General features: G+C 75.2%; 25 protein-coding genes. 12 read left to right on the top strand and 13 right to left on the bottom strand.

The features are described 5' to 3' along the window. The first annotated feature begins 53 nt into the window (after positions 1–53). Positions 54–827: a MerR family transcriptional regulator gene (locus IE332_RS34335; RefSeq protein WP_189924267.1), complete on the top strand. Its 774-nt coding sequence runs from the start codon at positions 54–56 to the stop codon at positions 825–827. After that, complete coding sequence (locus IE332_RS34330) at positions 824–1,063, top strand: hypothetical protein (RefSeq protein ID WP_189924265.1); 240 nt, start codon at positions 824–826, stop codon at positions 1,061–1,063. The genes IE332_RS34335 and IE332_RS34330 overlap by 4 nt, the downstream gene beginning before the upstream one ends. Before the next feature lie 334 nt (positions 1,064–1,397). On the opposite strand, the gene IE332_RS34325 is transcribed toward IE332_RS34330, so the two are convergent. The 4 genes from IE332_RS34325 to IE332_RS34310 form a co-directional block, all read right to left on the bottom strand. Beyond that, entirely contained in the window at positions 1,398–1,814 is a 417-nt protein-coding gene (locus IE332_RS34325) for a VOC family protein (RefSeq protein ID WP_189924263.1), read from the bottom strand. 5 nt (positions 1,815–1,819) lie between these two features. Continuing rightward, on the bottom strand, positions 1,820–2,239 hold the full coding sequence (locus IE332_RS34320) for a helix-turn-helix transcriptional regulator (RefSeq protein ID WP_189924324.1): 420 nt from the start codon (positions 2,237–2,239) through the stop codon (positions 1,820–1,822). A gap of 278 nt (positions 2,240–2,517) precedes the next feature. Next, positions 2,518–3,006, bottom strand: a complete 489-nt coding sequence (locus tag IE332_RS34315; protein WP_189924261.1) for a hypothetical protein — start codon at positions 3,004–3,006, stop codon at positions 2,518–2,520. 103 nt (positions 3,007–3,109) lie between these two features. After that, positions 3,110–4,426, bottom strand: coding sequence for a cryptochrome/photolyase family protein (locus IE332_RS34310; RefSeq protein ID WP_189924259.1), 1,317 nt, complete (start codon positions 4,424–4,426; stop codon positions 3,110–3,112). A gap of 209 nt (positions 4,427–4,635) precedes the next feature. On the opposite strand from IE332_RS34310, the gene IE332_RS34305 reads away from it, so the two are divergent. Beyond that, positions 4,636–5,280 carry a carbonic anhydrase gene (locus IE332_RS34305; protein ID WP_189924256.1) on the top strand — a complete coding sequence of 215 codons (645 nt, stop codon included), beginning with the start codon at positions 4,636–4,638 and terminating at the stop codon, positions 5,278–5,280. A gap of 130 nt (positions 5,281–5,410) precedes the next feature. Continuing rightward, the gene (locus tag IE332_RS34300; RefSeq protein WP_189924254.1) at positions 5,411–6,055 is read left to right on the top strand and encodes a flavin reductase family protein; all 645 of its coding nucleotides are present in this window, start codon (positions 5,411–5,413) and stop codon (positions 6,053–6,055) included. 31 nt (positions 6,056–6,086) lie between these two features. Here IE332_RS34300 and IE332_RS34295 read toward each other — a convergent pair whose 3' ends face one another. Beyond that, entirely contained in the window at positions 6,087–6,680 is a 594-nt protein-coding gene (locus IE332_RS34295) for a hypothetical protein (protein WP_229929141.1), read from the bottom strand. Positions 6,681–7,105: 425 nt separating this feature from the next. Between IE332_RS34295 and IE332_RS34290 the strand changes: the two genes are divergently transcribed. Beyond that, the gene (locus tag IE332_RS34290; RefSeq protein WP_189924251.1) at positions 7,106–8,350 is read left to right on the top strand and encodes a 4-hydroxybenzoate 3-monooxygenase; all 1,245 of its coding nucleotides are present in this window, start codon (positions 7,106–7,108) and stop codon (positions 8,348–8,350) included. 83 nt (positions 8,351–8,433) lie between these two features. Then, a complete protein-coding gene (locus tag IE332_RS34285) occupies positions 8,434–10,239 on the top strand; it encodes a methyltransferase (protein ID WP_189924249.1) in 1,806 nt (601 codons plus the stop codon). A 12-nt stretch (positions 10,240–10,251) separates the two neighbouring features. Here the strand turns inward: IE332_RS34285 and IE332_RS34280 are convergent, their stop codons facing one another. Together IE332_RS34280 and IE332_RS34275 are read right to left on the bottom strand one after the other, a co-directional pair. Beyond that, entirely contained in the window at positions 10,252–10,479 is a 228-nt protein-coding gene (locus IE332_RS34280) for a DUF4287 domain-containing protein (protein WP_189924247.1), read from the bottom strand. 99 nt (positions 10,480–10,578) lie between these two features. Continuing rightward, complete coding sequence (locus IE332_RS34275; protein ID WP_189924245.1) at positions 10,579–14,547, bottom strand: Pls/PosA family non-ribosomal peptide synthetase; 3,969 nt, start codon at positions 14,545–14,547, stop codon at positions 10,579–10,581. A 426-nt stretch (positions 14,548–14,973) separates the two neighbouring features. Between IE332_RS34275 and IE332_RS34270 the strand changes: the two genes are divergently transcribed. Continuing rightward, positions 14,974–15,624 (top strand): histone deacetylase, encoded by a 651-nt coding sequence (locus IE332_RS34270; RefSeq protein ID WP_189924243.1) that lies wholly within the window; start codon positions 14,974–14,976, stop codon positions 15,622–15,624. Between the two features lie 13 nt (positions 15,625–15,637). Here the strand turns inward: IE332_RS34270 and IE332_RS34265 are convergent, their stop codons facing one another. Together IE332_RS34265 and IE332_RS34260 are read right to left on the bottom strand one after the other, a co-directional pair. After that, a complete protein-coding gene (locus IE332_RS34265) occupies positions 15,638–17,344 on the bottom strand; it encodes a hypothetical protein (RefSeq protein ID WP_189924241.1) in 1,707 nt (568 codons plus the stop codon). A 71-nt stretch (positions 17,345–17,415) separates the two neighbouring features. Then, on the bottom strand, positions 17,416–17,781 hold the full coding sequence (locus tag IE332_RS34260; RefSeq protein ID WP_189924239.1) for a hypothetical protein: 366 nt from the start codon (positions 17,779–17,781) through the stop codon (positions 17,416–17,418). Positions 17,782–18,051: 270 nt separating this feature from the next. On the opposite strand from IE332_RS34260, the gene IE332_RS34255 reads away from it, so the two are divergent. Then, positions 18,052–19,425 carry an FAD-dependent oxidoreductase gene (locus IE332_RS34255; RefSeq protein ID WP_189924237.1) on the top strand — a complete coding sequence of 458 codons (1,374 nt, stop codon included), beginning with the start codon at positions 18,052–18,054 and terminating at the stop codon, positions 19,423–19,425. 30 nt (positions 19,426–19,455) lie between these two features. Here IE332_RS34255 and IE332_RS34250 read toward each other — a convergent pair whose 3' ends face one another. Both IE332_RS34250 and IE332_RS34245 read right to left on the bottom strand, forming a co-directional pair. Further along, positions 19,456–19,983, bottom strand: a complete 528-nt coding sequence (locus IE332_RS34250) for a SixA phosphatase family protein (RefSeq protein WP_189924235.1) — start codon at positions 19,981–19,983, stop codon at positions 19,456–19,458. An 84-nt stretch (positions 19,984–20,067) separates the two neighbouring features. Further along, positions 20,068–20,544 carry a carboxymuconolactone decarboxylase family protein gene (locus IE332_RS34245; RefSeq protein WP_189924233.1) on the bottom strand — a complete coding sequence of 159 codons (477 nt, stop codon included), beginning with the start codon at positions 20,542–20,544 and terminating at the stop codon, positions 20,068–20,070. A gap of 122 nt (positions 20,545–20,666) precedes the next feature. Here IE332_RS34245 and sigJ point away from each other — a divergent pair, with 122 nt between their 5' ends. Then, positions 20,667–21,614: an RNA polymerase sigma factor SigJ gene (gene sigJ, locus IE332_RS34240; protein ID WP_189924231.1), complete on the top strand. Its 948-nt coding sequence runs from the start codon at positions 20,667–20,669 to the stop codon at positions 21,612–21,614. Between the two features lie 57 nt (positions 21,615–21,671). Here the strand turns inward: sigJ and IE332_RS34235 are convergent, their stop codons facing one another. Further along, complete coding sequence (locus tag IE332_RS34235) at positions 21,672–22,082, bottom strand: PPOX class F420-dependent oxidoreductase (protein ID WP_189924229.1); 411 nt, start codon at positions 22,080–22,082, stop codon at positions 21,672–21,674. Positions 22,083–22,298: 216 nt separating this feature from the next. On the opposite strand from IE332_RS34235, the gene IE332_RS34230 reads away from it, so the two are divergent. Next, positions 22,299–22,706, top strand: a complete 408-nt coding sequence (locus IE332_RS34230) for a hypothetical protein (RefSeq protein WP_189924227.1) — start codon at positions 22,299–22,301, stop codon at positions 22,704–22,706. A 59-nt stretch (positions 22,707–22,765) separates the two neighbouring features. Here IE332_RS34230 and IE332_RS34225 read toward each other — a convergent pair whose 3' ends face one another. Then, a complete protein-coding gene (locus tag IE332_RS34225; RefSeq protein WP_189924225.1) occupies positions 22,766–23,374 on the bottom strand; it encodes a DUF2306 domain-containing protein in 609 nt (202 codons plus the stop codon). A 209-nt stretch (positions 23,375–23,583) separates the two neighbouring features. On the opposite strand from IE332_RS34225, the gene IE332_RS34220 reads away from it, so the two are divergent. Both IE332_RS34220 and IE332_RS34215 read left to right on the top strand, forming a co-directional pair. After that, entirely contained in the window at positions 23,584–24,768 is a 1,185-nt protein-coding gene (locus IE332_RS34220) for a serine hydrolase domain-containing protein (protein WP_189924223.1), read from the top strand. Between the two features lie 168 nt (positions 24,769–24,936). Beyond that, positions 24,937–25,230: a hypothetical protein gene (locus IE332_RS34215; RefSeq protein ID WP_229929140.1), complete on the top strand. Its 294-nt coding sequence runs from the start codon at positions 24,937–24,939 to the stop codon at positions 25,228–25,230. The last annotated feature ends 23 nt before the right edge of the window (positions 25,231–25,253 follow it).

The raw sequence follows: 25,253 nt of genomic DNA, 5'->3' as shown, positions 1-25,253 counted from the left end.
CCCCCCCCCCCCCGACTTGCACCTCACGCGACGTCAGGAGGAATGCTCGTGCCATGCCCACCGAACAGACCTGGAAGGTCGGCCCGCTCGCCGAGACGAGCGGGCTGACCGTACGCACCCTGCACCACTGGGACCAGATCGGCCTGCTCAGCCCCTCCCGGCGCACCGCCTCCGGCCACCGCGCCTACACCGAGCAGGACGTCGTCCGCCTCTACCAGATCCTCGCCCTGCGCCGCCTGGGCCTGGGCCTGGACACCATCGCCACCTGCCTGGACGCCGGCATCGACCCGGTCCGGCTGGTGCGCGAGCACCTCGCCGCCACCGAGGCCTCCCTCGCCGCCCTGCAGACGCTGCGCGACCGCCTCGCCCACGTGCACACCGAACTCTCCGCCGAACGCGCCCCCGGCACCGCCGACCTGCTGCGCCTGCTGCGGGCCGTCAGCGCCACCGGCCCGACCGCCCCCGCCGCCCGGGAGGCCCTGCACCGCCACCTCGACGAGGACCGGATCCACGCCCTCGCCGACCACGCCGCCGCCCTGGGGCCCGCCGCCCACTACCTGCTGGACGTCGAATGGCCCCAGCTGTACCGCGGCGCCGAGGCCCTGCGCACCGCCGGCGTGGCCCCCACCGACCCCCGGGTGCGCCGCATCGCCGACCGCCTCGACGAGCTCAGCCGCCTCTTCAGCGGCGGCGACACCAGCCTGTCGGCGGCCGTCCGCACCGCCTGGCGCGAGGAGCCCGCCGCGATGTCCGGCGTCCCCGACGCCCCCGCCGACGAATGGGCCGACCTGCGCACCTACCTCGACCGGGCCCGGGAGGACTCGTGACCACCACCGACCCCGCCGCCCCCGGCCCCGGCCCCGAAGGCCCCGCCGCCCCCGCCGACCTCACGAAGCCGGGGCGCCCCCGCCCGCCCCTCGGCCTGGCCAGCACGCTGCCCGTCCTCGGCCCGGCCGGCATCGCCGCCACCGTCGGCGTGCTGCCCTGGCCGGTCCTGCCCGCCCTCACCGCCGCCCTGCTGGTACGGGCCTGCCTGCCCGCCCCCGACCCCAACAGGCCCTGACCCCGGCGAAAACCCTGACCCCGGCGAGGCCCGGACCGGCCCCACGGGGGTGGACCGGACCGGCCCGCCGGCACCCCCGCCCGCACCCCGGGCGGGAACCGGGCGGGGAGCTGTCGCCCGTGGAAGGCCGGCAGCAGGGGGACCCGCCGCGAGAAGGGTGGCCGCCATGCCCCGGTTCGACGCCGGTGACGTGCCGCTGCACCACGAGCAGACCGGCACACCTACCCCGGCGCGGGCCACATCCCCCATGTGACGCACCCGCGGGACTACGCCGCGACGGTGACCGGCTTCCTGCACCGGTCCTGAAGCTGCCTCTGACGCTGCGCCTGGGGCGCTACGCGGTGCGCGGCTGGTTGAAGCGGAGCATGTTGCCCGACGGGTCGCGGAAGGCGCAGTCGCGCACGCCGTAGGGCTGGTCCATGGGCTCCTGGAGGACCTCGGCGCCGGCCGAGCGGATGCGTTCGAAGGTGGCGTCGCAGTCGTCGGTGCGGAAGATGACGCCGCGCAGCAGGCCCTTGGCGAGGAGTTCGGCGGCGGCCTGGCGGTCGTCCTCGGAGGCGTGCGGGTCGGCGAGCGGGGGTTCCAGGACGATCTCGACGCCGGGCTGGTCGGGCGAGCCGACGGTGACCCAGCGCATGCCCTCGAAGCCGACGTCGTTGCGCACCTCGAAGCCGAGGACGTCGCGGTAGAAGGCGAGGGCCTTGTCGTGGTCGTCGACGGCGATGAAGCACTGCGCGAGTTCGATGCTCATGACCGTCACGCTACGGGAGAGCCCGGTCCGGCGCCGCTACCGGTACCGGATCCCGACCCCGTTCCCGTTCCCGGCCCCGGGCGCCGCACCGGCCGGGTGCGGACCTTGGCGACGCAGGCCGGGATCGCGGCGCCGTCGCCGTGGTCGCGGGCCCGGTAGGCGCTGGGGCTCTCCCCGACGAGCTCGGTGAAGCGGGTGCTGAAGGAGCCCAGCGAGGTACAGCCCACGGCCATGCACACGTCGGTGACGCTCAGGTCCCCGCGCCGCAGCAGCGCCTTGGCCCGTTCGATCCGGCGGGTCATGAGGTAGCTGTACGGCGTCTCCCCGTAGGCGGCGCGGAAGCTGCGCGAGAAGTGCCCGGAGGACATCAGCGCGGTACGGGCGAGCGCCGGCACGTCGAGCGGCTGCGCGTAGTCGCGGTCCATCCGGTCGCGGGCCTGCCGCAGCCGCACGAGGTCGGCGACGGGGAGGCGGGCCGGACGGGTTTCACTGGTGGACACACCTGCCACCGTACCCACCCCCTCCGACAGCCGGGACGAAGCCGGGCCAGGGCGTGGGCGTCGCCGTCACCCTCCCCTGCCAGGCCCCGCCCGCCGGCGCGGCCTCACCCACCCCGACGGCCACCGCCCCCACGGCCACCGCCTGACGCCGGCGCCCGGGGACGGGGTGCCCGTGGGCGGCAGGCTGTCCGGGGCGTGCGGTCCTACGTCGCGGCCGCTGGCGTGGCCGCTGCCGTGGCGGTGTGCCAGGCGGTGACGAGGCCGGCGGCCTTGGCCTCGAAGTCGGGGTCCCGCCAGGTGCCCGGGAGGCCTATCAGCACCGGCAGGGTGCGCACGCCGTGGACCCGGTGCGTGATCCGTACGACGTCCGGGGCGTTGGCGCGCTCGTTCTTCTTCACCACCTCGGCGTTCGTGACGTCCGTCCAGGCGACCCGCTTGCGGCCGCCCCACAGGGGGGTCCACCACAGTTCGTGCCCGTCGAAGCTCACGCTGGTGCGCAGGGCGAGCAGGTGGGCGGTGCCGATGACGGCCAGCAGGGGGACGAACAGGATCCCGACCAGGGCGGTCCGTTCGTTCAGCGGCCGGCTGAGGACGAGGTGCAGGAGGTAGGCCGAGCCCGCCAGGAAGAGCGGTCCGCTGATCCACTGGCGCCGCTGCTGCGCGGTGGTGAGACGGTGGGTCGTGTGTTTCACCCGCGGATTCTGGCAGTACGGGTGGACCTGAGGAAGCGTCATTCCGGCGGCCGGCGAACGCCCCGTCACCCCGCCCCGTCACCCCGCCCCGTCACCCCGCCCGTCACCGCTCCGCGTGCATACGGGCGTTCAGGGCGTCCGGGGGGATCAGGGGGGCCGGGTAGTCGAGGGGTCCGTCGTGGGTCCAGGGCTGGTGGACGGTGCGGCCGGGGAGGTGGGCGAGTTCGGGGAGCCAGCGGCGGACGTAGGCGCCGTCGGGGTCGTAGCGCTCGGCCTGGCGCAGGGGGTTGAGGACGCGGTTGGGGCGGGTGTCGTTGCCGGTGCCGGCGATCCACTGCCAGTTGAGCTGGTTGTTCGCGAGGTCGCCGTCGACCAGGAGGTGGAGGAAGTGGGCGGCGCCGGGGCGCCAGTCGTGGCGCAGCGTCTTGGTGAGGAAGGAGGCGGTGATGAGGCGGGCGCGGTTGTGCATCCAGCCTTCGTGGGCGAGCTGTCGCATGCCGGCGTCGACGACGGGGTAGCCGGTGCGGCCTTCGCGCCAGGCCCGTAGTTCCTGTTCGTCGTGGTGCCATCGGGTGCCGCGGGGGCGGTAGTCGGCGTGGGCGGCGTCGGGGCGGGCGGCGAGGACCTGGTGGTGGAAGTCGCGCCAGGCGAGCTGGCGGACCAGGGCGTCGGCGCCGGGTCCGCCGTGGGCGGCGGCGTGGTGGGCGAGTTCGCGGGCGGAGAGGCAGCCGAAGTGCAGGTAGGGCGAGAGGCGGGAGGTGGCGTCGGCGGCGAGGTCGTCGTGGAGGTGGTCGTAGTGGTCCGGGTCCCAGGCGCGCAGTCGTCGGCGGGCGGCGGCTTCGCCGCCGGGCGGCAGGTCCGGGGAGGTGCCGGCGGGGGCTTGCGGCAGGGGGTCGCCGGCCGGGCCGTCGGGCGTGGCGAGGGTGAGGTGGCCGGGCAGGACGGGGCGGTGCGGGGTTCGCTGCCAGGCGCGCAGGTAGGGGGTGAAGACGGCGTAGTGGTCGCGTCCGGCGGGGGTGAGGGCGCCGGCGGGGACGACGGTGAGTCCGTCGTGCAGGTGCAGCCGCTCGCCCAGGGCCCGGCGCAGGGCGGTTTCGCGGCGGGTGGCGAAGGCGGAGACCCCGGCGGCGGTGTGGACGGTGGCGGCGTCGCATTCGGCGGCGAGGCGGGCGGTCTGTTCGGCGGGGTCGCCGTGGCGCAGGACCAGGCGGGAGCCGGCGGCGCGCAGGGCCCGGTCGAGGTCGGCGAGGCTGTCGGCGAGGAAGGCCCGCCGGTTGGGCGGGGCGAAGCCGGCCCGTTCGACGGCGGGGTCGAGGACGAACAGCGGGACGACCTGGTCGGCGCGGGTGCGGGCGGCGTGCAGGGCGGGGTTGTCGTGCAGGCGCAGGTCCTGGGTGAACAGGACGACGGCGGTGCTCATCGGGGGCCTCGTACGGTGCGCGGGGGTGGCGGTCTCAGTGGTCAACGGGTCTGCGGCTCTACAGGTGCTTCGCGGGGTGATTCGGGGGGGCTTCGCGGGATGATTCGCGGGGTGATTCGTGGCCGGTCGCGGAACGGATTGCCGCCCGGGAGTGAGAGACCGGTCACCCCCGGCTGCGGGGGCCGTCCGTGGCGATCTAGGGTGCAGGCATGATCCCCACACCGATATCCGACCCGATCTCCGACCCCCGCGAGGCGCTGCGGATGCTGATGGAGGGCAACGCGCGGTTCGTCGCGAGCAACCCCGAGCACCCCAACCAGGACGCGGGGCGCCGTGCCGCGCTCGCACCGGCGCAGCGGCCCTTCGCGGTGCTGTTCGGCTGTTCGGATTCCCGGCTGGCCGCCGAGATCATCTTCGACCAGGGTCTGGGTGACCTGTTCGTGGTACGCACCGCCGGGCACGTGACCGGCGCGGAGGCGCTGGGCAGCATCGAGTACGGGGTGAGCGTGCTGGAGTGCCCGCTGGTGGTGGTGCTGGGGCACGACTCGTGCGGTGCGGTGGCGGCGGCGCTGGACTCCCTGGAGCAGGGTCAGCTGCCGGGCGGTTTCGTGCGGGACGTGGTGGAGCGGGTGACCCCGAGCGTGCTGTCGGCGAAGGCGGCGGGCATCGAGGACCGGGACGCGATCGTGGACGTGCACATCCGCCAGACCGTGGACCTGCTGGTGGAGCGTTCCCAGGCGCTGGCGTCGAAGGTCGCGGAGGGCAAGGTGGCCGTGGTGGGCCTGTCCTACCGGCTGCTGGACGGCCAGGCCCGTCAGGTCGCCGCGCACGGGCCGGTGGACGGCGCGGCCTGACGGACCCGGCGGGGCCGCCGGGACGTCCGTCCGGGGCAACTGGATGTCCGATCACCGCCAGCGCCCCCGTCCGGGCGGGGGCAGAGTCGGTGACCGACAGCGGTTCCCTCTCCCAAGGACGACGATTCCCGTGCACAAGGTCATCGACCTGAAGGTCCTGTACTTCGGCACCCCGGTGGTGCTGATCGGCTCGCGCAACGAGGACGGCAGCGCCAATCTCGCGCCGATGTCCTCGGCGTGGTGGCTGGGGCAGTCCTGCGTGCTGGGTCTGGGCAACACCAGCCAGACCGCCGACAACCTGCGGCGCGAGGGCGAGTGCGTGCTGAACCTGCCGTCCTCGGCGCAGGTGGACGCCGTGGACGCCCTCGCGCTGCTGACCGCCCGTCCGGACATCTCGGAGCTGAGGCGGGAGCAGGGCTACCGCCATGAGCGGCGCAAGTTCGAGGCGGCCGGGCTGACGGAGCTGGCGGGCGAGCTGGTGCGGGCGCCGCGGGCGGCGGAGTGCCCGGTGCAGCTGGAGTGCCGGGTGGAGGCGGCGACGCCGCTGGCGGGCAACGACCGGTGCACCGCGTTCGAGGTGAAGGTCGTGCGGGCGCACGTCGAGGAGGGTCTGCTCGTGCCCGGCAGCGACCACTACGTGGACCCGGTGGGCTGGGACCCGCTGATCATGAAGTTCTGCGAGTTCTTCGGGGACGGCCGGCGGCTGTCCCCCTCCCGCCTGGCCGAGGGCTGGCGGATGCCGGGGCGCCTGCCGGCGGGCGCCTCGGCCGGGTGACGGCGGCCCGCCGGCCCGCTCAGGAGGCTCCTCAGGGGGCGATGGTCTCCCCACAGGAGTCGCACACCCGCGTGGCGGGCAGCTGCAGGAAGCAGTTCGGACAGATCGCCGGCGGGCGGGCCTCGGCGACGGCGGCGGCCTTGCGCTCCACCGAGGCCCGCAGGCGCGGGGCGAGGGCGGGGGTGCCGCCGTCGGCGGGCAGGTCGGCGCCGAAGTGCCGGTAGCAGGCCAGGCGGGCGGCGGCCGCGTGCTGTTCGCGGTCCATCTCCTCGGTCAGCGGGGGCTGTCCGGCCACCGCCAGTACCTCCTGGTAGCCGGGGCCGACCTTGCCGTCGACGGCGTGCACCACCAGGGCCGTCAGCGGCGGGTCGCCGCGCCGGTGGGCTTCGAGGACCACCAGGGAGAGCACCTTGCCGATCCAGTGCCGCTGGTTGATCCGGGTGCGTACCCCGGAGGCCTCCTGGACCGCTTCGGCGAGGTCCGCGTAGGTGATCACGCCGTGGTAGCGGCCTGCCACCTCCACCAGGGCCGGGTAGGCCGCCCTGGTCCACACGATGTGCGCCTGGGTGGCACTGACCGCCGAATCATCCGACACCCGCCAGTAGCCGCGCTGCTGCTCCGTCATCGACCGCCCCTGTCCGCCTCGTCCGTGCCCGTCCGCAGGCCCGCGCCGTGAGCGAGGCTACCCCGCGCCGGGGCGGCGGGGACGCGCGGGGGCGGGCCGCGGCGGGGACCGCGGCGGGCCCCGGGCTTGACTTCAAGTGCTGTTGAAGTTGTCGAATGGCACCCGACCGCAGCCGTACGGGCAATCCCGCGGTCGATGCCCCGCCCGTACGGAACCGTACCCGGGGCCGGGGCCGCCTGCTTCCCGATCGTGCCGCAGGCGGCCCCGGCCCCCGGGTCCACCCGCTCGCCCCGGCGGTCCCGGAACACGGTGCGAGAGCGTGACGCGGCGACCACCGGCCCGGACGCCATGATCATCCGCCTATTCACCGCTTCGGGCGATTTCCAGCGATCCATGTATCCGGCGCCGATTATGATCCGTTTCCCGTGACGAAGAGTCAGAACACCCGAACGGCCGGGAACACGGCCGATGTTGTCATCCTCGGCGCAGGACCTGCCGGCCTCCTGCTCGCGAACCTGCTCCACCGCGAGGGGATCGACTGCGCCGTCCTGGAACGCGCCACCCCCGTACACATCCGCACCCGGGCCCGGGCGGGCTTCCTCGCCGCGAACACCGTCCGGATCCTCGACCGGCACGGCCTGTCCGGGAACCTGCACCGCGACGGCCGGCTCCACGGCAGCTGCGAATTCCGCACCGACGACGGGCACTTCCGCCTGGACTACGCCGGCCTCGGCCTGCGCGAGCAGCACACCGTCTATCCGCAGCAGGACCTGGTCGGCGACCTGCTGGACCAGTACCTGGACGCCGGCGGGCGCGTCCACTTCGAGACCGAGGCCCTGGCCGTGCACGGCATCGACGGGCCGCGGCCCACGGTCACCGTCCGCACCCCGGACGGCGGCGGCACGCGAAGCGGCGGCGGCGACACGAACGGCACCGCCGAGTGGACGGCCCGCTACGTGGCCGGCTGCGACGGCCGCTACGGCGCGTCCCGGCGCTCCCTGCCGCCGACGGCCCGTCACCACCGCCGCGACCACGGCGTCTCCTGGCTCGGCCTGATCGCCGAGGCCCCGCCGAGCCTGGACGCCGTGGGCTACGCGCTGCACGGACGCGGCTTCGCCGGGCACATGGCCCGCACCCCGCAGGTCACCCGCTACTACCTGCAGTGCGAACGCGGCACCCGGGCCGGCGAGCTGCCCGAGGAGCGGATATGGGACGAACTCGACACCCGGATGCGCGCTCCCGAGCACGGCCCGCTGCACCGCGGCCGCATCCTCCAGCGCGCCGTCGTCGACCTGGAATCCGATGTCGTCGAACCGCTGCGCCACGGCTCCCTGCTGCTGGCCGGCGACGCCGCCGGCCTGATCAGCCCCGCCGCCGCCAAGGGCGCCAACCTCGCCGTCCTGGAGGCCGAACTGCTCGCCCGCGCCCTGGTCGACGACCTCGCCCACGGCGACGGCCGGGCGCTGGAGCGCTACTCCGCCGAGGCCCTGGAGCGCGTCTGGCGGGCCCAGGAGTTCTCCCACTGGATGGTCCAGCTGCTGCACGCGCGGCCCGGACCGTCCGATGACGAATCGTTCTTCCACGAATCCATCCGCCGCGCCCGCATCTCCTCACTGCGCACCTCGCGCTCCCACCAGGACTGGTTCGCCGAGAACTACGTCGGCATCTGACCACCGGGCCGGTCCGCCCCCCAGCACCGCAGCAACCCAGCACCGCAGCGCCGCACGCCCGGCGCCACACCGAGGACACCCTCATGACGACGACCACACCCACGACCGCCCAGGACGACGCGACCAGCCTGCGCCGCACGGCCGCGTTCGTCCGGGAACACGACACCGCCTCCCTGCTCCCCCTGCTGCTGCCCGGCCTGGCCGGCCCGGAGCTGCGGGCACTGGCCCGGCACTGCCGCTTCGCGCACGCCGCCCTCCTGGTCTTCCCGCCCGACCTGCCGACCCTGCACGCCCAACTCGCCGACTGCGGACTGGCCTTCGACGCGCCGCCGGTGCCCAGCGTCGTCGTCCGGGAGCGGCTGGCCCGGCGCCACGGGTACGACCCGGCCGGGCTCGACATCCGGATCCTGCGCCCGACCGCGCTCGGCCCCGGCCGTGAGCACCGGGAGGTCGAGGTGTTCGCGCTGACCGTCCCGCCGGGCTCCCCGCTCGCCCCCGTCGCCGCCCACGAACGGGCCCACCGGCACGAGGCGCACCTCGCCTTCGAGGTCGACTCCGCGGACCCGCTGGTGCTGCGCGGCCTGTGCGCGCTCCTGGCCCGGCACGGCGCCCGCGCCGACGGCGGCGGGTACAACCCGCACGAGGACGGCACCGTCCTCTACTTCACCGTGCCCGCCGCCTCCGGGGCCGCCTACCGCCGGCTGGAGCTGCACACCCACGGCGACCACCCCGACATCCTCGCCGCGCACCTCGGCGGCCACCCCGGCCACCGCTCCGCGAACGACCGGCCCGCGACCGCGACCGCCGAGACCCTCCTGCACCTGTTCACCGGCGCGTGGACGACCCAGGCACTGGCGGTCTGCGCCCGCCTGGCCCTGCCCGACGCCCTGGCCCCGGACACCGCCACCACCGGCGAGGCCCTGGCCGAGCGGGTCGGCGCCGACCCGGAGACCCTCACCGCGCTGCTGCGCTACCTGGCCATGCTGGACGTGGTGACGGAACACCCGGACGGCTTCCGCCTCACCGGGCTCGCCGCGCTGCTGCGCGCCGACGCCCCGGGGTCGATGCGGTCGCTGGCGCTGATGTACGGCGGCCCGTTCTACGAGTCCTTCGCGGGCCTGGAGCACACCGCCCGCACCGGGCGGCCCGCCTTCGACCACCTCTTCGGCGAGAACCACTTCGACCACTTCGCCCGTGACCCCGAACTCGCCGGGCTGTTCGACCAGTCCATGGCCGCGAGCTCCCCCATGTTCGAACCGCTGCCCGCCCACCCCGTCCTGGCGGCCGCCGCGGCCCGCACCACCGCCCCCGAGAGCGCCCCCACCCCCGCCACCGTCGTCGACGTCGCCGGCGGCAACGGCGAACTGCTCGGCCGCGTCCTGGCCGCCCACCCGGGCCTGCACGGGATCCTGCTGGAGCGCCCGCACGTCGTCGACGCCGCCCGCCGCCGCCTGGACGAGGCCGGCTGCGGCACCCGCTGCGACTACCGGGCGGGCGACTTCGCGGACGTCCCGGCGGGCGCGGACGTCTACCTGCTGTCCCGGGTGCTGCACGACTGGGACGACGCGCGCTGCCGCGAGATCCTGCGCCACTGCGCCCGCGCGATGCCCGCCCACGCCGACCTGCTCATCGTCGAGCGCCTGCTGCCCGACGACGGGTCGCTCTCCCTGGCCACCGCCTGGGACCTCCACATGCGCTGCAACACCGGCGGCCGCGAGCGCCGCGCCGACCACTACGGCCAGCTGCTCGCCGACGCCGGGCTCGAACTCCTGGGCCACTCCCCCCTCCCGCTGGGCGCCGCCGTCCTGCACGCCCGCAGGGCCGCCCTCCCGGCCCCGGCCCGTCCGCCCCGCGGCACCCCCGCCCTCGCGGCGGCCTCCAGCGGCTGAGCGGGCACGCGCTCAGGCGCTCCGCTCGGCCAGGGTGTGGGCGACCAGGGCGTTGGCGTGGCCGTGGCCGAGCCCGTGCTCGGCCTTCAGCCAGGCGACCAGCTCCATGTGCTTGACCAGCGGGGAGGTGCGGATCAGGTCCTTCCACTCCTCCACGGGGCGGCCGTACTTCTTCTCGATCGACGGGAAGTAGGACGCGGGGCCGCCCTTCGCGGGGGTCTTCACGGAGTCGATGCTCATGAGTCTGTTTCCTCTCGGTCCGGCAAACGGAAGCGGTGCGTTCACGGGATAGGACCGTGACCGCACCGCCGACTCATCGCTCGAACAACGTGACCTGCGTCACGCCGCCGCCGCCGCGGCCCGGCGCCGCCTGCGCCCGGCGGGCGGGGTCGGGTCGGCGTTCCACGCGGCGACGGGGTTGCCGAGCCAGCGGGTGGCCCCGGGCACGTTCTCGCCGCGCATGACGAGGGAGGCGGGCCCGACGGTGGTGTTCGCGCCGAGGGAGGAGTTGAGCAGGACGACGGAGTGCGGGCCGGTGGTGGAGCCGGCGCCGAGGTGGACGGGGCCCAGCCGCATGACGCGGTCGTGGAAGAGGTGGGTCTGCAGGACGGTGCCGCGGTTGACGCTGGCCCCGGCCTCGACGGTGACCAGGTCGCTCTCCGGCAGCCAGTGGGTCTCGCACCACACGCCGCGCCCGATGCGGGCGCCGAGGCTGCGCAGCCACGCGTTGAGGTACGGGGTGCCGGTGATGGTGGAGCCGCCGAAGGGCATGGCGAGTTCCTCGACGAAGGTGTCGTAGAGCTCGTTGCGCCACACGAAGGGGGACCAGAGCGGGTGCTCGGCGACGCGGAAGCGTCCGACCAGCAGCCACTTGGCGGCGGTGGTGACGGCGCAGGCGGTGACGGCGGCCAGGGTCAGGACGAGTCCGGCGGTGGCGCAGGCCGCGCCCAGCCCGTAGTCGTCGCGTACCGACTGCAGGGCGGCCAGGACGAGGTCGCCGAGGAGGGCGGCGAGGATGACGGGCAGCAGCCGGCAGACCTCGACGCCGGCGCGGGCCCACATCAGGCGCCGGGGCGGGTCGTAGGTGCGGCCCTCGCCGCCGGTGCCGGCGGCGCGGGGCAGGGCGAAGGCGGGGCGGCCGAGCCAGGAGGAGCCTTCGGGGGCGTGGGCGGGGGTGTCGGACAGGACGCCGACGAGGGAGTTGTCGGGCAGGTGGCGGCCGGGGCCGACGATGCCGGAGTTGCCGACGAAGGAGCGGCGTCCGACGTGGGCGGGGCCCAGGCGCAGCCAGCCGCCGCGCAGCTCGTAGGGGGCGACGAGGGTGTCGTCGGCGAGGAAGGCGCCGTCGTCGACGCGCATCAGGCCGGGCAGGGCGAGGACGGTGGAGGCTTCGACGCGGCGTCCGATGCGGGCGCCGAGCAGGCGCAGCCACACGGGGGTGAAGAGGCTGGCGTAGAAGGGGAAGAGGGTGCGCCGGGCGGTGTCGCCGAGGCGGCTGACGGCCCAGGCGCAGAAGGCGACGCGGCCGCCGGCGGGGTGGAAGCCGGGGCGCAGCGGGCGGGAGAGCAGGCGGACGAGGAGCGCTATGAGGGCGGCGTGGCAGAGCAGGGTGAGGGCGGCGAGGGGGATGGTGGCGGGCAGGAGCTGGAGGAGGGCGTCGGCCAGGGTGCGGTCGGTGTCGATCATCGGGTAGACGATGGCGAGGGCGGGGAGGGCGGAGAGGATCGGGACGAGGCCGAGGAGGGCGAAGGCGGCGCCGTAGGCGAGGTTCCAGGCGCGTGAGGAGGATGCGGCGGCGGCGGGCCAGTCGGCGAGGGGTTCGGTGCTGGGGCGGGCCGGGGAGCCGTGCCAGTGTTCGCCGGGCGGGACGGTGCCGGTGACGCAGGTGCCGGGGGCGATCTCGGCGCGGGCGCCGATGCGGGCGCCGGGCATGAGGGTGGCGCGGTGGCCGACGCGGGCGCCTTCGCCGACGTCGATGTGGCCGAGGTGGAGGGTGTCGCCGTCGAGCCACCAGCCGGCGAGGTCGGCTTCGGGTTCGAGGGAGCTGTGGGCGCCGAGGCGGGCGAGGCCGGTGACGGGGGGCAGGGTGTGCAGGCGGACGCCGGGGCCGACGCGGCAGCCCAGGGCCCGGGCGTAGCGCACGGCCCAGGGGGTGCCGGTGAGGGCGGCGGTGCCGAGCATGGCGGTGTAGCGTTCGGCGGCCCACAGCCGCAGGTGGACGTGGCCGCCGCGGGGGTGGCTGCCGGGGCGGACGCGGGCGGTGAGGAGGCGGGCGCCGGTGGCGGCGAGCAGGGTGCGGCCGGGGGCGCTGTGGAGGAGGAGGAGGCCGGCGGCGACGGGCCACCAGGAGCTGTGCGGGGCCCAGGCGAGGTGGTTGCCGGTGAGGTTGTCGAGGGCGGTGAGGGCGAGGATCCAGCGCAGCCCGGCGAGGGAGAACATGCCGAGGAGCAGGAGGGTCTGCCACAGGGCGGCGGTGCGGGGGGTGCGGCGGACGGTGCGCCGCTGGGCCGCGGCGGCGGGGGTGGTCTCGGGCTGCGGGGCCGGGTCGAGGGAGTCGAGGTAGTCGGCCAGGTCGCTCAGGACGGGGTGGGCGTACAGGTCGGCGACGGAGACGCCGCTGTGGCGGGTGCGCAGTTCGGAGACGAGGCGGGCGGCGGTGAGGCTGGAGCCGCCGAGGGCGAAGAAGTCGTCGCCGGGGCCGGGGGCGATGCCGAGCAGGCGTTCCCAGTGTCCGGCGAGCCGTCCGGCGGTGCCGTGGAGGGTTTCGGCGCCGGCGGCGGTGCCGGTGGTGGGCAGGGGCCAGGGCAGGGCGTTGCGGTCGACCTTGCCGGAGGTGCGGGTGGGCAGGGAGTCGACGAGGGCGAGGACGGGGACCAGCGGGGCGGGCAGGCGCTCCAGCAGGTGCTGTCGGGCGGCGGTGAGGTCGGGGGTGGTGCCGGGCCGGGCGACGAGGTAGCCGACGAGCAGGTCGGCGCCGGCGGGGGTCTTGCGGACGGCGGCGGCCGCGGCGCGGACGTGGGGCAGGGCCTGGAGGGCGGCGTCGATCTCGCCGAGTTCGATGCGGCGGCCGCCGAGTTTGATCTGGTCGTCGGCGCGGCCGAGGAAGACGAGGCCTTCGGGGTCGTTGCGCACCAGGTCGCCGCTGCGGTAGACGCGGGGTGAGGCGAGGGCGGGGTGGGCGCTGAACTTCTCGGCGTCCTTGGCGGGGTCGAGGTAGCGGGCGGTGCCGACGCCGGTGATGAGCAGTTCGCCGCTCTCGTACCAGGGGACGGGGTGGCCGGCCTGGTCGACGACGGCGATCTCCCAGCCGGCCAGGGGGGCGCCGATGCGTACGGGCTGTCCGGGGAGCATCCGGGCGGCGGTGGCGACGACGGTGGTCTCGGTGGGGCCGTAGGTGTTCCAGAACTCGCGGCCGGGGGTGGCGATGCGGTCGACGAGTTCGGCGGGGCAGGCTTCGCCGCCGACGATGATCAGGCGTACGGCGTCCAGGCATTCCTGGGGCCACAGGGCGAGCAGGGTGGGGACGGTGGAGATGGCGGTGATGCGGCGGTCCACGAGCCAGGGGCCGAGGTCGGTGCCGGCTTTGACGAGGGAGCGGGGGGCGGGGACGAGGCAGGCGCCGTGGCGCCAGGCCAGCCACATCTCCTCGCAGGAGGCGTCGAAGGCCACCGAGAGGCCGGCCAGGACGCGGTCGCCGGGGCCGAGGGGGGCGTGGGGCAGGAAGAGGCGGGCCTCGGCGTCGACGAAGGCGGCGGCGCTGCGGTGGGTGACGGCGACGCCCTTGGGGCGGCCGGTGGTGCCGGAGGTGAAGATGATCCAGGCGTCGTCGGCCGGGGTGGGCCAGGCGGGGCGGCCCGAGGGCCGGGCGGCGGGTCCGGCGTAGAGCTGGGCGCCGGCGCCGATGACGGCGCAGACGGCGGCGTCCTGCCAGATCATCTCGGCGCGTTCGTCGGGGTCGTCGGCGTCGACGGGCACGTAGGCGGCGCCGCAGCGCAGGACGGCGAGGATCGCGATGTAGAGGTCGGCGGTGCCGGAGGGGATGCGCACGCCGACCCGGTCGCCGGTGCCGATGCCGTGGGCGGCGAGCCGGCCGGCGAGGGTGTCGGCCTCGTGGAGCAGGGCGCGGTAGTCCAGGACGGTGTCGCCGGTGTCGAGCGCGGGTGCCTGGGGGTGGGCGTCGGCGGTGGCGGCGATGACGTCGAGCAGGCTGCGGGGGTGGGCGGGCTGGGCCACCGGCCAGCCGGCCGCGGGGCCCGGGTGGGGGCGGTGCAGCGTGCCTGGGCCGGCCTGGTCGTGGCGTGCGTCCATGGGGGGTTGTTCCTCGGCTCCGTGGTTCTGGGGGCGCGGTCGGGCTGTGTCGGGGGTGGTGGGAGGTGACACTGAGGTCACCGGCGGGCGCGCCCACTCACCATGACTCCGCTGGGAGTCCGCTGGATGCAGCGAAGGTGCGGTCAAAGGAAATTCTCATCATCGTTGCCGCGCGGGGCCGGCGGCACGTGAATCGAATGTCGATTCGGAGATTTTCGAGCATTTTCGCTGGTGAAGGGTAGTCGCCCGGCGGTGGGCGGGTGTGGTGGGAGAGGGCGGAGTGATGAACACCGTCGCGTCCGGCACCGTACCGGCAGTGGGGGTGGTTTTACCGAATCGGGAGGTTTTGTTCGGGCCGCCCGGGCGGGCCGTCCGGTGCGGGTGCGCGCCGGCCCGCCGCGGCGTCCCCGGTCCTGCGAGCGGGCCGTGAGTGCGAGCCCGGGCGGGGAGGACCTCGTCTGGTACGTGGCGTACGGCTCGAACCTGCACGCCGCCCGCCTCGCCTGCTACCTGCGCGGCGGCCGCCCCGACGGCTCGGCGCACACCCACCCCGGCTGCCGCGACCGGCGCCCCGCCCGCCGGACGGTGGCGGCCGCGCTGGCGGGCACCCTGTACTTCGCCGGCCGGTCAGCGGCCTGGGGCGGCGGCTCGGCCTTCTACGACCCGACGGCGCACGGCGAAGTGCCGTGCCGTGCCTATCTGGTGACGGTCGGTCAGTTCAGTGACATCGCCGCGCAGGAGATGCGCCGCTCCCCCGGCGCCGACCTCGACCTCACCCGGGTGCTCGCCGACGGGCGCGCCGCGCTGGGCCCGGGCCGCTACGAGACCCTGCTGCACGTCGGCGCCCTGGACGGGCACCCCCTGCTGACCTTCACCGCCCCCCACGGCCTGGCCGGCGCCGCGCTCGACGCCCCCTCCACCTCGTACCTGCGCACGCTGGCCGCCGGACTGGCCGAGTCCCACGCCTGGGGGCCCTGGCGCACCGCCGGCTACCTCGCCACCCGCCCCGGCGCGGCGGGCCACTGGACACCGGCGGCGGTCGCGGCGCTGCTGGGCCGAGCGGCGCCGCTGGGCTGAACGGCCCCGCCGTTCACACCCGCACGGGCGCGGTGGCGGAGGCCGGGGAGCAGCGCGGGGTGGTCGCGCACACCGTCAGCCGCTGCCAGGCCCCGCCCTCGCGGGGGACCTGCACGCTCCACAGCACCGGGGAGGGCAGGCCGCAGATCGCGCAGTGCCGTGCGGGCGGCTGGGGCGCGGGGGCGGGGGCGGGGACGGGCTGCGCGTACGGGTTGACCGGCGGCGGGGTGGTCCACGGCTGGGGCGCGGAGGGCACCGTCGGGGGTGCGGGTGCCGGGTACGGGGTGGACGGGGGCCCGAACCCGGTGGCGGGCGGCACGGCGGGCGCGGGCGGGGGCGGGGGCGGGGGCGGGGGCGCTGCGGGAGGCGGCGGGGCCGCGGGCATCGGCGGGGTCGGCGGCGCGTGCGGCGTCGGTGGTGCGGGCGGGGCCACCGGCGGCGGCGGGGTCGGCGGCACGGCCGGCATCGGGGGCGCCGCCGGAACGTCCTCCCAGATGCGCGCGCCGCGCATCGGGGTGCGGAAGTCGTGCCGGCACTTGTCGCAGGTGGTGAGGACGGCCTCGGCGCGCTGGTCGCCGCACCCGGGGCAGAAGGTGACGGGGCGCTCGTCGGCCTCGGTGCTCTCGCAGCGGGTGCAGATGAAGTCGGGTTCCAGCTTGGCCTGGCGGAAGACGGTGCTGAAGACCTGGAAGGGGTTCGGGTTGTCGCGCCCCGCGGTCACGCCGAGCACGGACGCCAGCATCTTGAGGTTGCGGTTCCTGGCCCGCAGCCGCTTCAGGTCCAGGTTGACGACCTTGGGGTGCTTGCAGTCCCGGCAGACGCAGAGCGTGCGCACCGGCAGCTGGGAGCGGATCGCCGCCTGCTGCCACAGGAACTGGAAGGTCAGCCGGTGCTCGTCCGGGACGTGGACGGTCTGCGGCCCGTAGGCGCCACCCTGGGAGAGCCTGGTCTCGATCAGCGCGGCGAGGTCGAGCACCTTGGCGCGCAGCGCGTCCGGCAGCGAGGGCGCCCCGCCCGCGGACACCCGCTCGGAGCCGATCAGCGCGGGGACCGCCAGCAGCGCGCCGACGGCGGGCATGCCGAGCACCGCCTGGCCCGCGTCCGAGACGAACCGGACGTGGGTGATGCCCGCCCAGCCCGCCGGGCCGCTGCTCCTCGGCGCGCCGGACAGGCGGCCGGACAGCACCGAGGAGGCCCCGTCGACCAGGCGCTGCCCGGCGGCGTGGCCGCGCTCGGCGACGTCCGAACTGCGCTGGCGCGCCCACAGGTTCGGGGCGGGGAAGGCGCCGGGGGCGGTCCCGGGGACGAGGTCGGCGAGCGCCTTGTCGAAGGCGGCGAGGGTCGACAGGAACGCCTGCTGGAAGGGCTCCTGCACCCCGACCACCACGGCGGACAGCGCCCGGTCCGAGAAGTGCACCCGCACCAGCGCCGCCTGCGGCCCGGGGCCGGACCCGGGCTCGGGCTCGATCCCGGACCCGACGGCGGGCCCGACGGCGGGCCCGGGGTCGGGCAGCACGTTGATCCGCGCCAGCACCGGCACCTGGTCCGCCACCATCATCACCGCCCGTACGGCGGAGCCGCGTTGGGCCTCGATGACGGTGGCGAGGTCCGCGGTGAGCTGGAAGCCGGAGCGCTGGAGCACCGCCACCACGGCCGCGCGGGCCCGCTCCGGCGCGGCCGCGATCCGGCGTTCGGCGTCCAGGGTGATCGAGGGGGCCACGGCACCTCCGGTGGCGGCAGGCGGGGAGGGTCAGCCCACCCGGCGCCGGGCGCGGTGGGCCTGGGGCAGCGTCAGATCAGGTCCTGGCCGTCGCGCCCGGTGTCGGCGTCGTACCCCGGGTCGCTGTCGTGGGCCGCCTCGCCGCCGTAGAACGCCTCGGACTCGTGGGACTCGTAGGACCCCACGGCGACATCGGTCTCCGACACGGACAGGTAGCTCTCGAAACCGACCTCCGTGACCGCCACCGCCTCCACCACGTCGACCTCCACCACCTGGACGGCCTCCACCACCTGGACCGCGTGGACCTCGACCTCGGTCTCGGCCGTGAACTCCGCGTGCTCCTCGACCGCGACGGCCTCGGTCTCCGCGTAGGCGAACGAGGCGCCGCTCTCCGCCACGGTGTGGTCCTCCGCCAGGAATCCGTCCCACTCGCCCATGTGTCCCCCAAGCGCCGTTGCCACTCCGACCGGACCGGCCCCCGCCCAGGTCCGGGATCACCATAGGGCTCAGGGATGCCGCGCGACACCGGAGTTCGCGATTGCGTGACGAATCCGTGAAGGTCGGCCCCGGCGCCCGGCGGGCCCGCCGCCGGAGTGCGCCGCCGGGACCGGGGCCCTGAGACCTCCGCCACATGCCCTGACCTGGTGTCGGACCGGAACCGGCCGGGCGGTAGGCTCGGCCCGCAACACGACGCGGAGGGAAGCCGGATGGCGCGGGTTGCGGTGATGGGTGGCGGGATCAGCGGGCTGGGGACGGCGCTGATGCTGGGACGGCGGGGACACCAGGTCACCCTGTTCGAACAGGACGTCCGGCAGGCCGGGGAGGACCCGGAACACGACTTCTACCGCTGGCACCGCCCCCGGGTCCCGCAGGCCGTCCAGCCGCACTCCTTCCTCGCCCCCGTGCGCACCGTGCTGCACGCCGAGGCCCCCGACGTCTACGCGGACCTGCTGGCCCGCGGCGCCGAGGAGTACCACGACTTCGACTGGTTCGGCGAGCACCCGCCGCACCGGGCCGGCGACGAGGACCTGGTGACGCTGCGCACCCGCCGCATCGTGCTGGAGGCCGCCCTGACCGCCGCCGTGCGGCGGGAGCCCACCGTCGAGGTGCGCCGGGGCCGGCGGGTGAGCGCCCTCGCCGTCCGGGACGGGCGGCCGCCCCGGGTCACCGGCGTACGGGTGGGCGAGGAGACGTACGGGGCGGACCTCGTCGTCGACGCCTGCGGCCGCCGCTCGCCGGTGCCCGCCTGGCTGGTGGCGGCCGGGGCCCGCCCGCCCGTGGTGGAGAGCCACCGCGCCGGGATCGCCTACCTGTGCCGCTGGTACCGGCTGCGCCCCGACGGCCCCCGCGGCCCGGGGCGGATCAGGCCCGGCTCGGCGGCACCGTTCGCGCTCGCCGGCGTCTTCCCCTCCGACAACGGCACCTTCGCGGTCAACGTGGTGCTCTCCACGGCGGACCGCACCCGCGGCGCGCTCACCGACCCGGCCGTGTTCGAGGCCGCCGCCCGCCGCTTCCCCGCCACCGCCGCCTGGCTCGACCTGGACCCCGAGCCGCGCTCGCCGGTCCTGGCGATGGCCGGGCTGGACAACCGCTGGACCTCCCTCGCGGACGACGACGGACCCGTCGTCACCGGCCTGGTCAACGCCGGGGACAGCCTCATCCACACCAACCCCACCCTGGGCCACGGCGTGGCGCTGGGCCTGCTCGCCGCCCAGCACCTCGCCACCCACGTCGAGGAGATCGCCGCGGACCCCACCGGCTACCACGCCTGGACGAGGCGGGCCCTGCGCCGGTGGTTCGACGCGCAGGTGGCGTCCGACCGCACCGGCGCACAGCGCCTCGCCGACAGCGAACCGTCCACGGACGTGCGGGCCGCCGCCCAGGCCGCCTGCGCCTTCGACGACCCCGTCGTGATGCGCGCCCGGGCCCAGGTCCGCCACCTGCTGCGCACCCCCGACGAGGCGTTCGGCAGCGAGGAGGTGCAGGAGCGCGTCAGCGCCTGGCTGGCCGCCCGCCCGGACTTCACGCCCACCCACGACGGCCCGACCCGCGACCAGTGGGACGCGCTCATACCGGCCTGACCGGACTGCCCGGCCTGATCAGCCTCAGCATCAGGCGTGCGGCATCCAGAAGGCGGCCAGCCGCCCGGCGCCGTGCTCGACGCTCTTCCAACTCCCCTGGAACGTCAGCACGGCGGCGGCCGCCGTCGGGAACCCGGAGCGGTTCATCCGCGCGAGCAGGTCGCCCTCCGCCTCCCCCGCCAGGGCGTCGGCCAGCGCGTGGACGCCCGGGTTGTGGCCGACCACGACCACGTCCTGGACCTCGTCGGACACCTCGTTGAGGACCCCGATGAGCTCACCGAGGCTCGCCTCGTACAGCCGGTCCTCGAAGACCGTCCTCGGCTTGGTCGCCAGCTCGGCGGCCGCGAGTTCCCAGGTCTCGCGGGTGCGCAGGGCGGTGGAGACCAGCGCGAGGTCGGGGGCCAGGCCCGCGCCGGCGAGCCAGCGGCCGAGCACGGGGGCGTCCTTGCGGCCCCGCTCGGCGAGCGGGCGCCCGTGGTCCTCCCCGTCGAACTCGTCGGGCCGTTCGGCCTTGGCGTGGCGGACCAGGACGATCCGGCGCGGCATCTCCTCGGACATGGCGTCCTCCCTCACTCCCCCGCGAACTGCGACGGCAAGGATCGTGACAGCCCCGCCCGCCCACCCGCCCCGCGCCACACCGGCTCAGTGGCTGTACATGCCGACCTCGTAGCCGCCCGCGGGCTGACCGATCATCACATTGCCCCGGTTGAAGGCGTTGATGACCGCGATCACGCCGACCAGCGCGGCGAGCTGCTCCTCGTCGTAGTGCTTGGCGGCGTTCGCCCACACCTCGTCGCTGACCCCGCCCGCCGCGTCGGCCAGCCGGGTGCCCTCCTCGGCCAGCTCCAGGGCGGCCCGCTCGGCGTCGGTGAACACGGTCGCCTCCCGCCAGACGGCGACCAGGTTGAGGCGCACCGGGTCCTCGCCGGCGTGGACGGCCTCCTTGAAGTGCATGTCGAGGCAGGCGCCGCAGCCGTTGATCTGGCTGACGCGCAGCCGCACCAGCTCCTGGGTGGTGTACGGCAGGACGTCGTCGGTGACGGCCTTGCTGGCGGCGATGAAGTGCTTGAAGACCTTGCCGAGGACGGGGCTGGCGAAGGGGTTCAGGCGGGCTTCCATGGTGTGCTCCTCGGTACGTTGTCCGTTGCTGCCCATGAAGACAGGGCAGCCCGGCGGTCTGTGACAGGCCCCGGATGTGACGTGCGCCACCCGACGGCGGGGCGCCGGAGAGGGGGACTTCCATGACGGAACCGGCGGCGGACGCGGCGGCGACGGCGGCGGACGCGGCGGGGTACCGGCCGCTGCTGTTCTCCATCGCCTACGGGATGACGGGCTCGGTGGGCGACGCCGAGGACCTCGTCCAGGACACCTTCCTCGGCCTGACCCGCGCCGGCCTGGCCGGAACGACGGTCGACAACCCGAAGGCGTACCTGACCACGACCGTGACCCGCCTGGGCATCAACCACCTCAAGTCGGCGCGGGTGCGGCGCGAGAGCTACGTCGGGGAGTGGCTGCCCGAGCCGGTGGTCGCCTTCGCCGAGCGCCCGGACGGCCCGGCCGAGCACGCCGAGGTGGCCGAGCGGCTGTCGATGGCGTTCCTGCTGATGCTGGAGGCGCTCTCCCCCGCCGAGCGGGCGGTGTTCCTGCTGCGCGAGGCCTTCGGGTACGGCTACCCGGAGGTGGCGGCGATGACCGGCAGGTCGGAGGCGAACTGCCGTCAGATCTTCGCCCGGGCCCGCAAGCACCTGGCCCCCGCGGCCCCGGACGCCGGGCCCGCGCCGCGGCGGCGCGCGGAGGGCGAGGAGCTGGCCCGCCGCTTCTTCGCCGCCACCGAGGGCGGCGACCTGGAGGCCCTGCTGGAACTGCTGGCGCCCGACGTGGTCTTCCACGGCGACGGCGGCGGCAAGGCCCGCTCCGTGGGCCGGTCGGTGGCCGGCCTGCAGCGCGTCGCCCAGCTGCTGATGTTCGGCTTCGGCCGCAACCGCGAGCTCGGCATCTCCCGGAAGCCGGTCCTGGTCAACGGCCGCCCGGGCGCCCTCTGGCTCGACCCCCGGGGGCGCGTCGCCGGCGTCATCGCACTCGACATCGCCGACGGCGCGATCCGCGCCTTCCACGCGGTCAACAACCCCGACAAGCTCGCCCACCTCGGACTGCCGCTCTCCGACCTCGGCCTGCGGCCCCGGCGGTAGGGCGCGTGCCGCCGGGGAGTGGGACGTCGGACGGACCGACTTCCCACTCCCCGGCCGTCACCCGACGTCGCGGGCCGCGCTCCCCCGCGACTCCAGATTCCAGGTGACGATCCGCCGGGGGTGGACGCGGACGATGTCCCGGCTGAAGCGGTCGGGCGCCACCGGCGGCACGTCGACGGCCAGCACCTCGGCCCGGCCCCGGATCTCGACGCCGCGCCCCCACCCGGCGGCGACCGGGTCGTCGGCCGGGGCCATGTCGTCCACCAGCACGGAGACCTCGGGACGGTCCCGGGCGTTGCGGTACTTGCGGCTGTCGGCCATGGCGGGCCCGCCGATGTCGATGGTGCCGTCGGCGTTGAGCCGGAAGCCCACCGGGCGGACCTGCGGACCGCCATCGGGGCCGGTGGTGGCCAGCCGGGCCAGCGGCTGGGCGGCGAGGTAGGCGCGTTCTGTCTCAGTGAAGATCACCCGGCCGACCCTAGGAGCTCAAGTCCACTGGAGGTCAAGGCCGGACGCCACACCCGCTACCCGCTAGCCCGGCCGAGCGCCGGCGTTCCTCCGCCCGGGTAACGGGCCACCGCGCCCTCCGGGAACACCCGAGGCAGTTCGAGTACGCATCGACTGCGGCGCGGGAACCCACCCTCCGCCGACGAAGCCGAAACCCGACGTCCCAGGAGACCACGCATGGCCCGCATGAAGCCCCTCGTCCTGACCGCCCTTGCCGCGACCATCGTCCTGGCCGGCAGCACCGCGACGGCGGTCGCCGACAACAAGCCCGCCCCCGACGACAAGCCGGTCGGGAAGCCGGCCGTCGCCATGCCCAACGACCCGACCGCCGCCAACCCCTCGCTGCTGGCCGCGCACGCGCAGGTCTTCGGCGACTGGGTCGTCGTGCCCCCGGGCTCGAACGGGGTCGCCCTCGTCGCCTGCCCCTCCGGCCAGGTGCCCACCGGCGGCGGCGGCCAGACCAGCGGGATCAAGATCTTCTTCACCGACTCCTTCCCGAGCGGCAGCTACTGGTTCGCCCGCGGCACCAACACCAACACCGTGGACGAGTCCATCCGCGCCTCCGCCGTCTGCACCACCCCCTGACGAAGACCTGAGCGCCCCGGACCCGCCACCCCGGGTCCGGGGCGCTCCCCTGCGCCCGGTCAGCTCACCTGCCGTACCGGGCGCAGACGGGTGAACCAGCAGGCCAGCAGCAGGTTGGGCACCCAGCACAGCCAGGCGATCACCAGGTAGCAGGTGCGGAAGTCCAGGCCCGCCGCGAGGGCGGCGACCAGCATGAGCCGCAGGGTGACGGCGGCGAAGGTGAGGGCGAAGCTGCGGACCATCCACCGGCGGTGGCCCTCGACCCGGCCTCGCAGGATCATCCGCAGTCCGATGCCGCCGGTGATCAGCCAGGCCACGCCCAGGCAGGCGAAGCCGAGCCGGGAGACCGCGTTCCCGTAGGCGAGCGGCGCCAGGAACAGCGCCCCGATCCCGCCGACCAGGCAGCCCAGCAGGTAGAGGACGCCGATCCGGCGGTGCCAGTGCGGCCAACGCCGGCGCAGGCGGGCGCAGAACTGCCACGGCCCCACCGCCAGCGCGACGATCGCGCCGGATATGTGGACGCCGAGCGCGAGTTCGTGGCGCAGGTAGGTGTCGCGCTGCTCGCTGAGGAAGTCGTCCGGGTCGAGGCCGGCGTACTTGGCGGAGAGCAGGACGATCAGGGTGGAGAGCACCGTCATGAGGGCCCAACCGGCCCGGGTGATGCGCATGCCCCGAGTGTCGGGGCGCGCCGAGCGGCCCGGCATCAGGGTCAACCCCGAGAAGAATCCCCCAAAGAACCCTCATTTTCGTTTCCACAAAAGGGAATTGGAGACCTTTACGCCCTTCGCGGCCGATGCCATGGGGACATCCCCCCAATCCCCCCTGAGGCAAACCCGAGCACGCCCCGCCACGGGCCGGAAATGGTTAGCGTCCGGACATGACCTCGAATCTTCGGAAGCACCTCGCCGTGGCGGCCGGTGTCGCCGTGCTGCTCGCCACCGGCACGGCCACCGCCTCCGCCCGGCCCGCCCATGCCCCTTCCCCCGCCCAGCAGTTGCAGCGGGACGTGGCGGCGATCCACGCCCTGGGGATCAGCGGCGTGCAGGCCCGGACGGTCGGCCCGGACGGCCGCTCGTCGGTGGCCACCGCCGGCACGGCCGATCTGCGCACCGGGCGCCCGGTGTCCCCCGACGGCTACTTCCGGATGGCCAGTACGTCCAAGACGCTGATCGCCACGGTGGTCCTGCAGTTGGAGGCCGAGGGCAGGCTGTCCCTGGACGACCCGGTCGGCCGGTGGCTGCCGGACGTGCCCTGGGGCAAGGACTACGACCCCGCCCGCATCACCCTGCGCGACCTGCTCCAGCACACCGGCGGCATCTCCGACGCCGGCCTGCCCGGGTACCGCACGGCGAAGGAGTACGACGAGCAGCGCTTCCTGCGCTACAGCTCCGAGGAGTTGGTCGCCCGCGCCATGAACCAGGAGCCGGCGAAGGGCTGGAGCTACTCCAACACCGGCTACGTCATGCTGAGCCTGGTCATCGAGCGGGCCACCGGCCGTCCCTCCCACCTCGAGGTCGAGGACCGCGTCCTGCGACCCCTCGGCCTGAGCCGGACCCGGTGGACGGGCACCACGCCCACCCTGCCCCGACCGCACGCCCGGGCCTACGAGTTCTACGGCCCCGGCGCCGAGAAGGACGTCACCGTGCAGGTCCCGGTCTCCTCCGAGCTGTCGTGGGTCACCACGACCCGGGACGAGAACGCCTTCTTCCGCGCGCTGCTCTCCGGGCGCCTGCTGCCGGCCCGTCAGCTGGCCGCGATGAAGGACGGGGTGGACGTCTCCGGGAACCCGCAGGCCGCCGCGATGTGGCCGAAGGGCACCCGGTACGGGCTGGGCCTGGTCGGGATCCCGCTGGACTGCGGCGGGGGCAGGACGGGGACGTACTGGAGCCACGAGGGCGGCGACGGCGGCTACATCACCCTCAACGGCGTCACCGGGGACGGTCGGCGCAGCGCGGTGGTCTCGATGTCGGAGGCGCGCGGGGACTCCCTGGAGCACGTCGTCGCGCAGGAGAAGGCGGCCGAGGCCCTGATCGAGCACGCGCTGTGCGGCGCGGGCGACTGACCGCCCACCGAACGGTTCGGGCGGCCACCGTTTCGGGGTGATCTTGATCGGGTGTCGGCGCGGCGTCCGGAGGGTCGCGGCGCACCGTCCGGTATGCATGTCCGGGGTCAGGCTTCGTGGGCGAAGCACCCCCCGGGCCCGCCCGTCCATTGCCGGTATTCCGAAAGGATGTTGATCACTGTGAAGCTGGTACGACGAGTCGCTTCCGTCGGCTGCGCCCTCGCCCTCGCCCTGGGCGGTGCCGTCGCGCTCGCCCCGGCCGCGAGCGCGACCCCGCAGGGCTGCTTCTACTACGTGCTGGAGCACAAGCCGGACGCCGACACCCAGGTCACGCAGGACGCCTGCGAGATCGGCGCGGCCGGCGGCAAGGAGGCGTTCCAGAGCTGTTACCACCTCCTGCGCGAGGACTACGTCCCCGCCGTCATCGCCGGGAACGCCTGCCGCAAGGCCGCGCAGGAGTAGCCCCGGGACGGGCGGCGCTGCGC

Source organism: Kitasatospora xanthocidica, from assembly GCF_014656195.1.
GTDB classification, from domain to species: Bacteria; Actinomycetota; Actinomycetes; order Streptomycetales; family Streptomycetaceae; genus Kitasatospora; species Kitasatospora xanthocidica.
This window is presented reverse-complemented; position numbering and strand designations above follow the sequence as displayed.

Excerpts from the sequence above, each read along its gene's own strand:
- IE332_RS34305 (WP_189924256.1), top strand. The coding sequence starts at position 4,636 with ATGATCCCCACACCGATATCCGACCCGATCTCCGACCCCCGCGAGGCG.
- IE332_RS34220 (WP_189924223.1), top strand. The coding sequence starts at position 23,584 with ATGACCTCGAATCTTCGGAAGCACCTCGCCGTGGCGGCCGGTGTCGCC.
- IE332_RS34320 (WP_189924324.1), bottom strand. The coding sequence starts at position 2,239 with ATGGACCGCGACTACGCGCAGCCGCTCGACGTGCCGGCGCTCGCCCGT.
- sigJ (WP_189924231.1), top strand. The coding sequence starts at position 20,667 with ATGACGGAACCGGCGGCGGACGCGGCGGCGACGGCGGCGGACGCGGCG.
- IE332_RS34245 (WP_189924233.1), bottom strand. The coding sequence starts at position 20,544 with ATGGAAGCCCGCCTGAACCCCTTCGCCAGCCCCGTCCTCGGCAAGGTC.
- IE332_RS34275 (WP_189924245.1), bottom strand. The coding sequence starts at position 14,547 with ATGGACGCACGCCACGACCAGGCCGGCCCAGGCACGCTGCACCGCCCC.
- IE332_RS34230 (WP_189924227.1), top strand. The coding sequence starts at position 22,299 with ATGGCCCGCATGAAGCCCCTCGTCCTGACCGCCCTTGCCGCGACCATC.
- IE332_RS34255 (WP_189924237.1), top strand. The coding sequence starts at position 18,052 with ATGGCGCGGGTTGCGGTGATGGGTGGCGGGATCAGCGGGCTGGGGACG.
- IE332_RS34215 (WP_229929140.1), top strand. The coding sequence starts at position 24,937 with ATGTTGATCACTGTGAAGCTGGTACGACGAGTCGCTTCCGTCGGCTGC.
- IE332_RS34285 (WP_189924249.1), top strand. The coding sequence starts at position 8,434 with ATGACGACGACCACACCCACGACCGCCCAGGACGACGCGACCAGCCTG.
- IE332_RS34310 (WP_189924259.1), bottom strand. The coding sequence starts at position 4,426 with ATGAGCACCGCCGTCGTCCTGTTCACCCAGGACCTGCGCCTGCACGAC.
- IE332_RS34250 (WP_189924235.1), bottom strand. The coding sequence starts at position 19,983 with ATGTCCGAGGAGATGCCGCGCCGGATCGTCCTGGTCCGCCACGCCAAG.
- IE332_RS34260 (WP_189924239.1), bottom strand. The coding sequence starts at position 17,781 with ATGGGCGAGTGGGACGGATTCCTGGCGGAGGACCACACCGTGGCGGAG.
- IE332_RS34295 (WP_229929141.1), bottom strand. The coding sequence starts at position 6,680 with ATGACGGAGCAGCAGCGCGGCTACTGGCGGGTGTCGGATGATTCGGCG.
- IE332_RS34280 (WP_189924247.1), bottom strand. The coding sequence starts at position 10,479 with ATGAGCATCGACTCCGTGAAGACCCCCGCGAAGGGCGGCCCCGCGTCC.
- IE332_RS34325 (WP_189924263.1), bottom strand. The coding sequence starts at position 1,814 with ATGAGCATCGAACTCGCGCAGTGCTTCATCGCCGTCGACGACCACGAC.
- IE332_RS34225 (WP_189924225.1), bottom strand. The coding sequence starts at position 23,374 with ATGCGCATCACCCGGGCCGGTTGGGCCCTCATGACGGTGCTCTCCACC.
- IE332_RS34335 (WP_189924267.1), top strand. The coding sequence starts at position 54 with ATGCCCACCGAACAGACCTGGAAGGTCGGCCCGCTCGCCGAGACGAGC.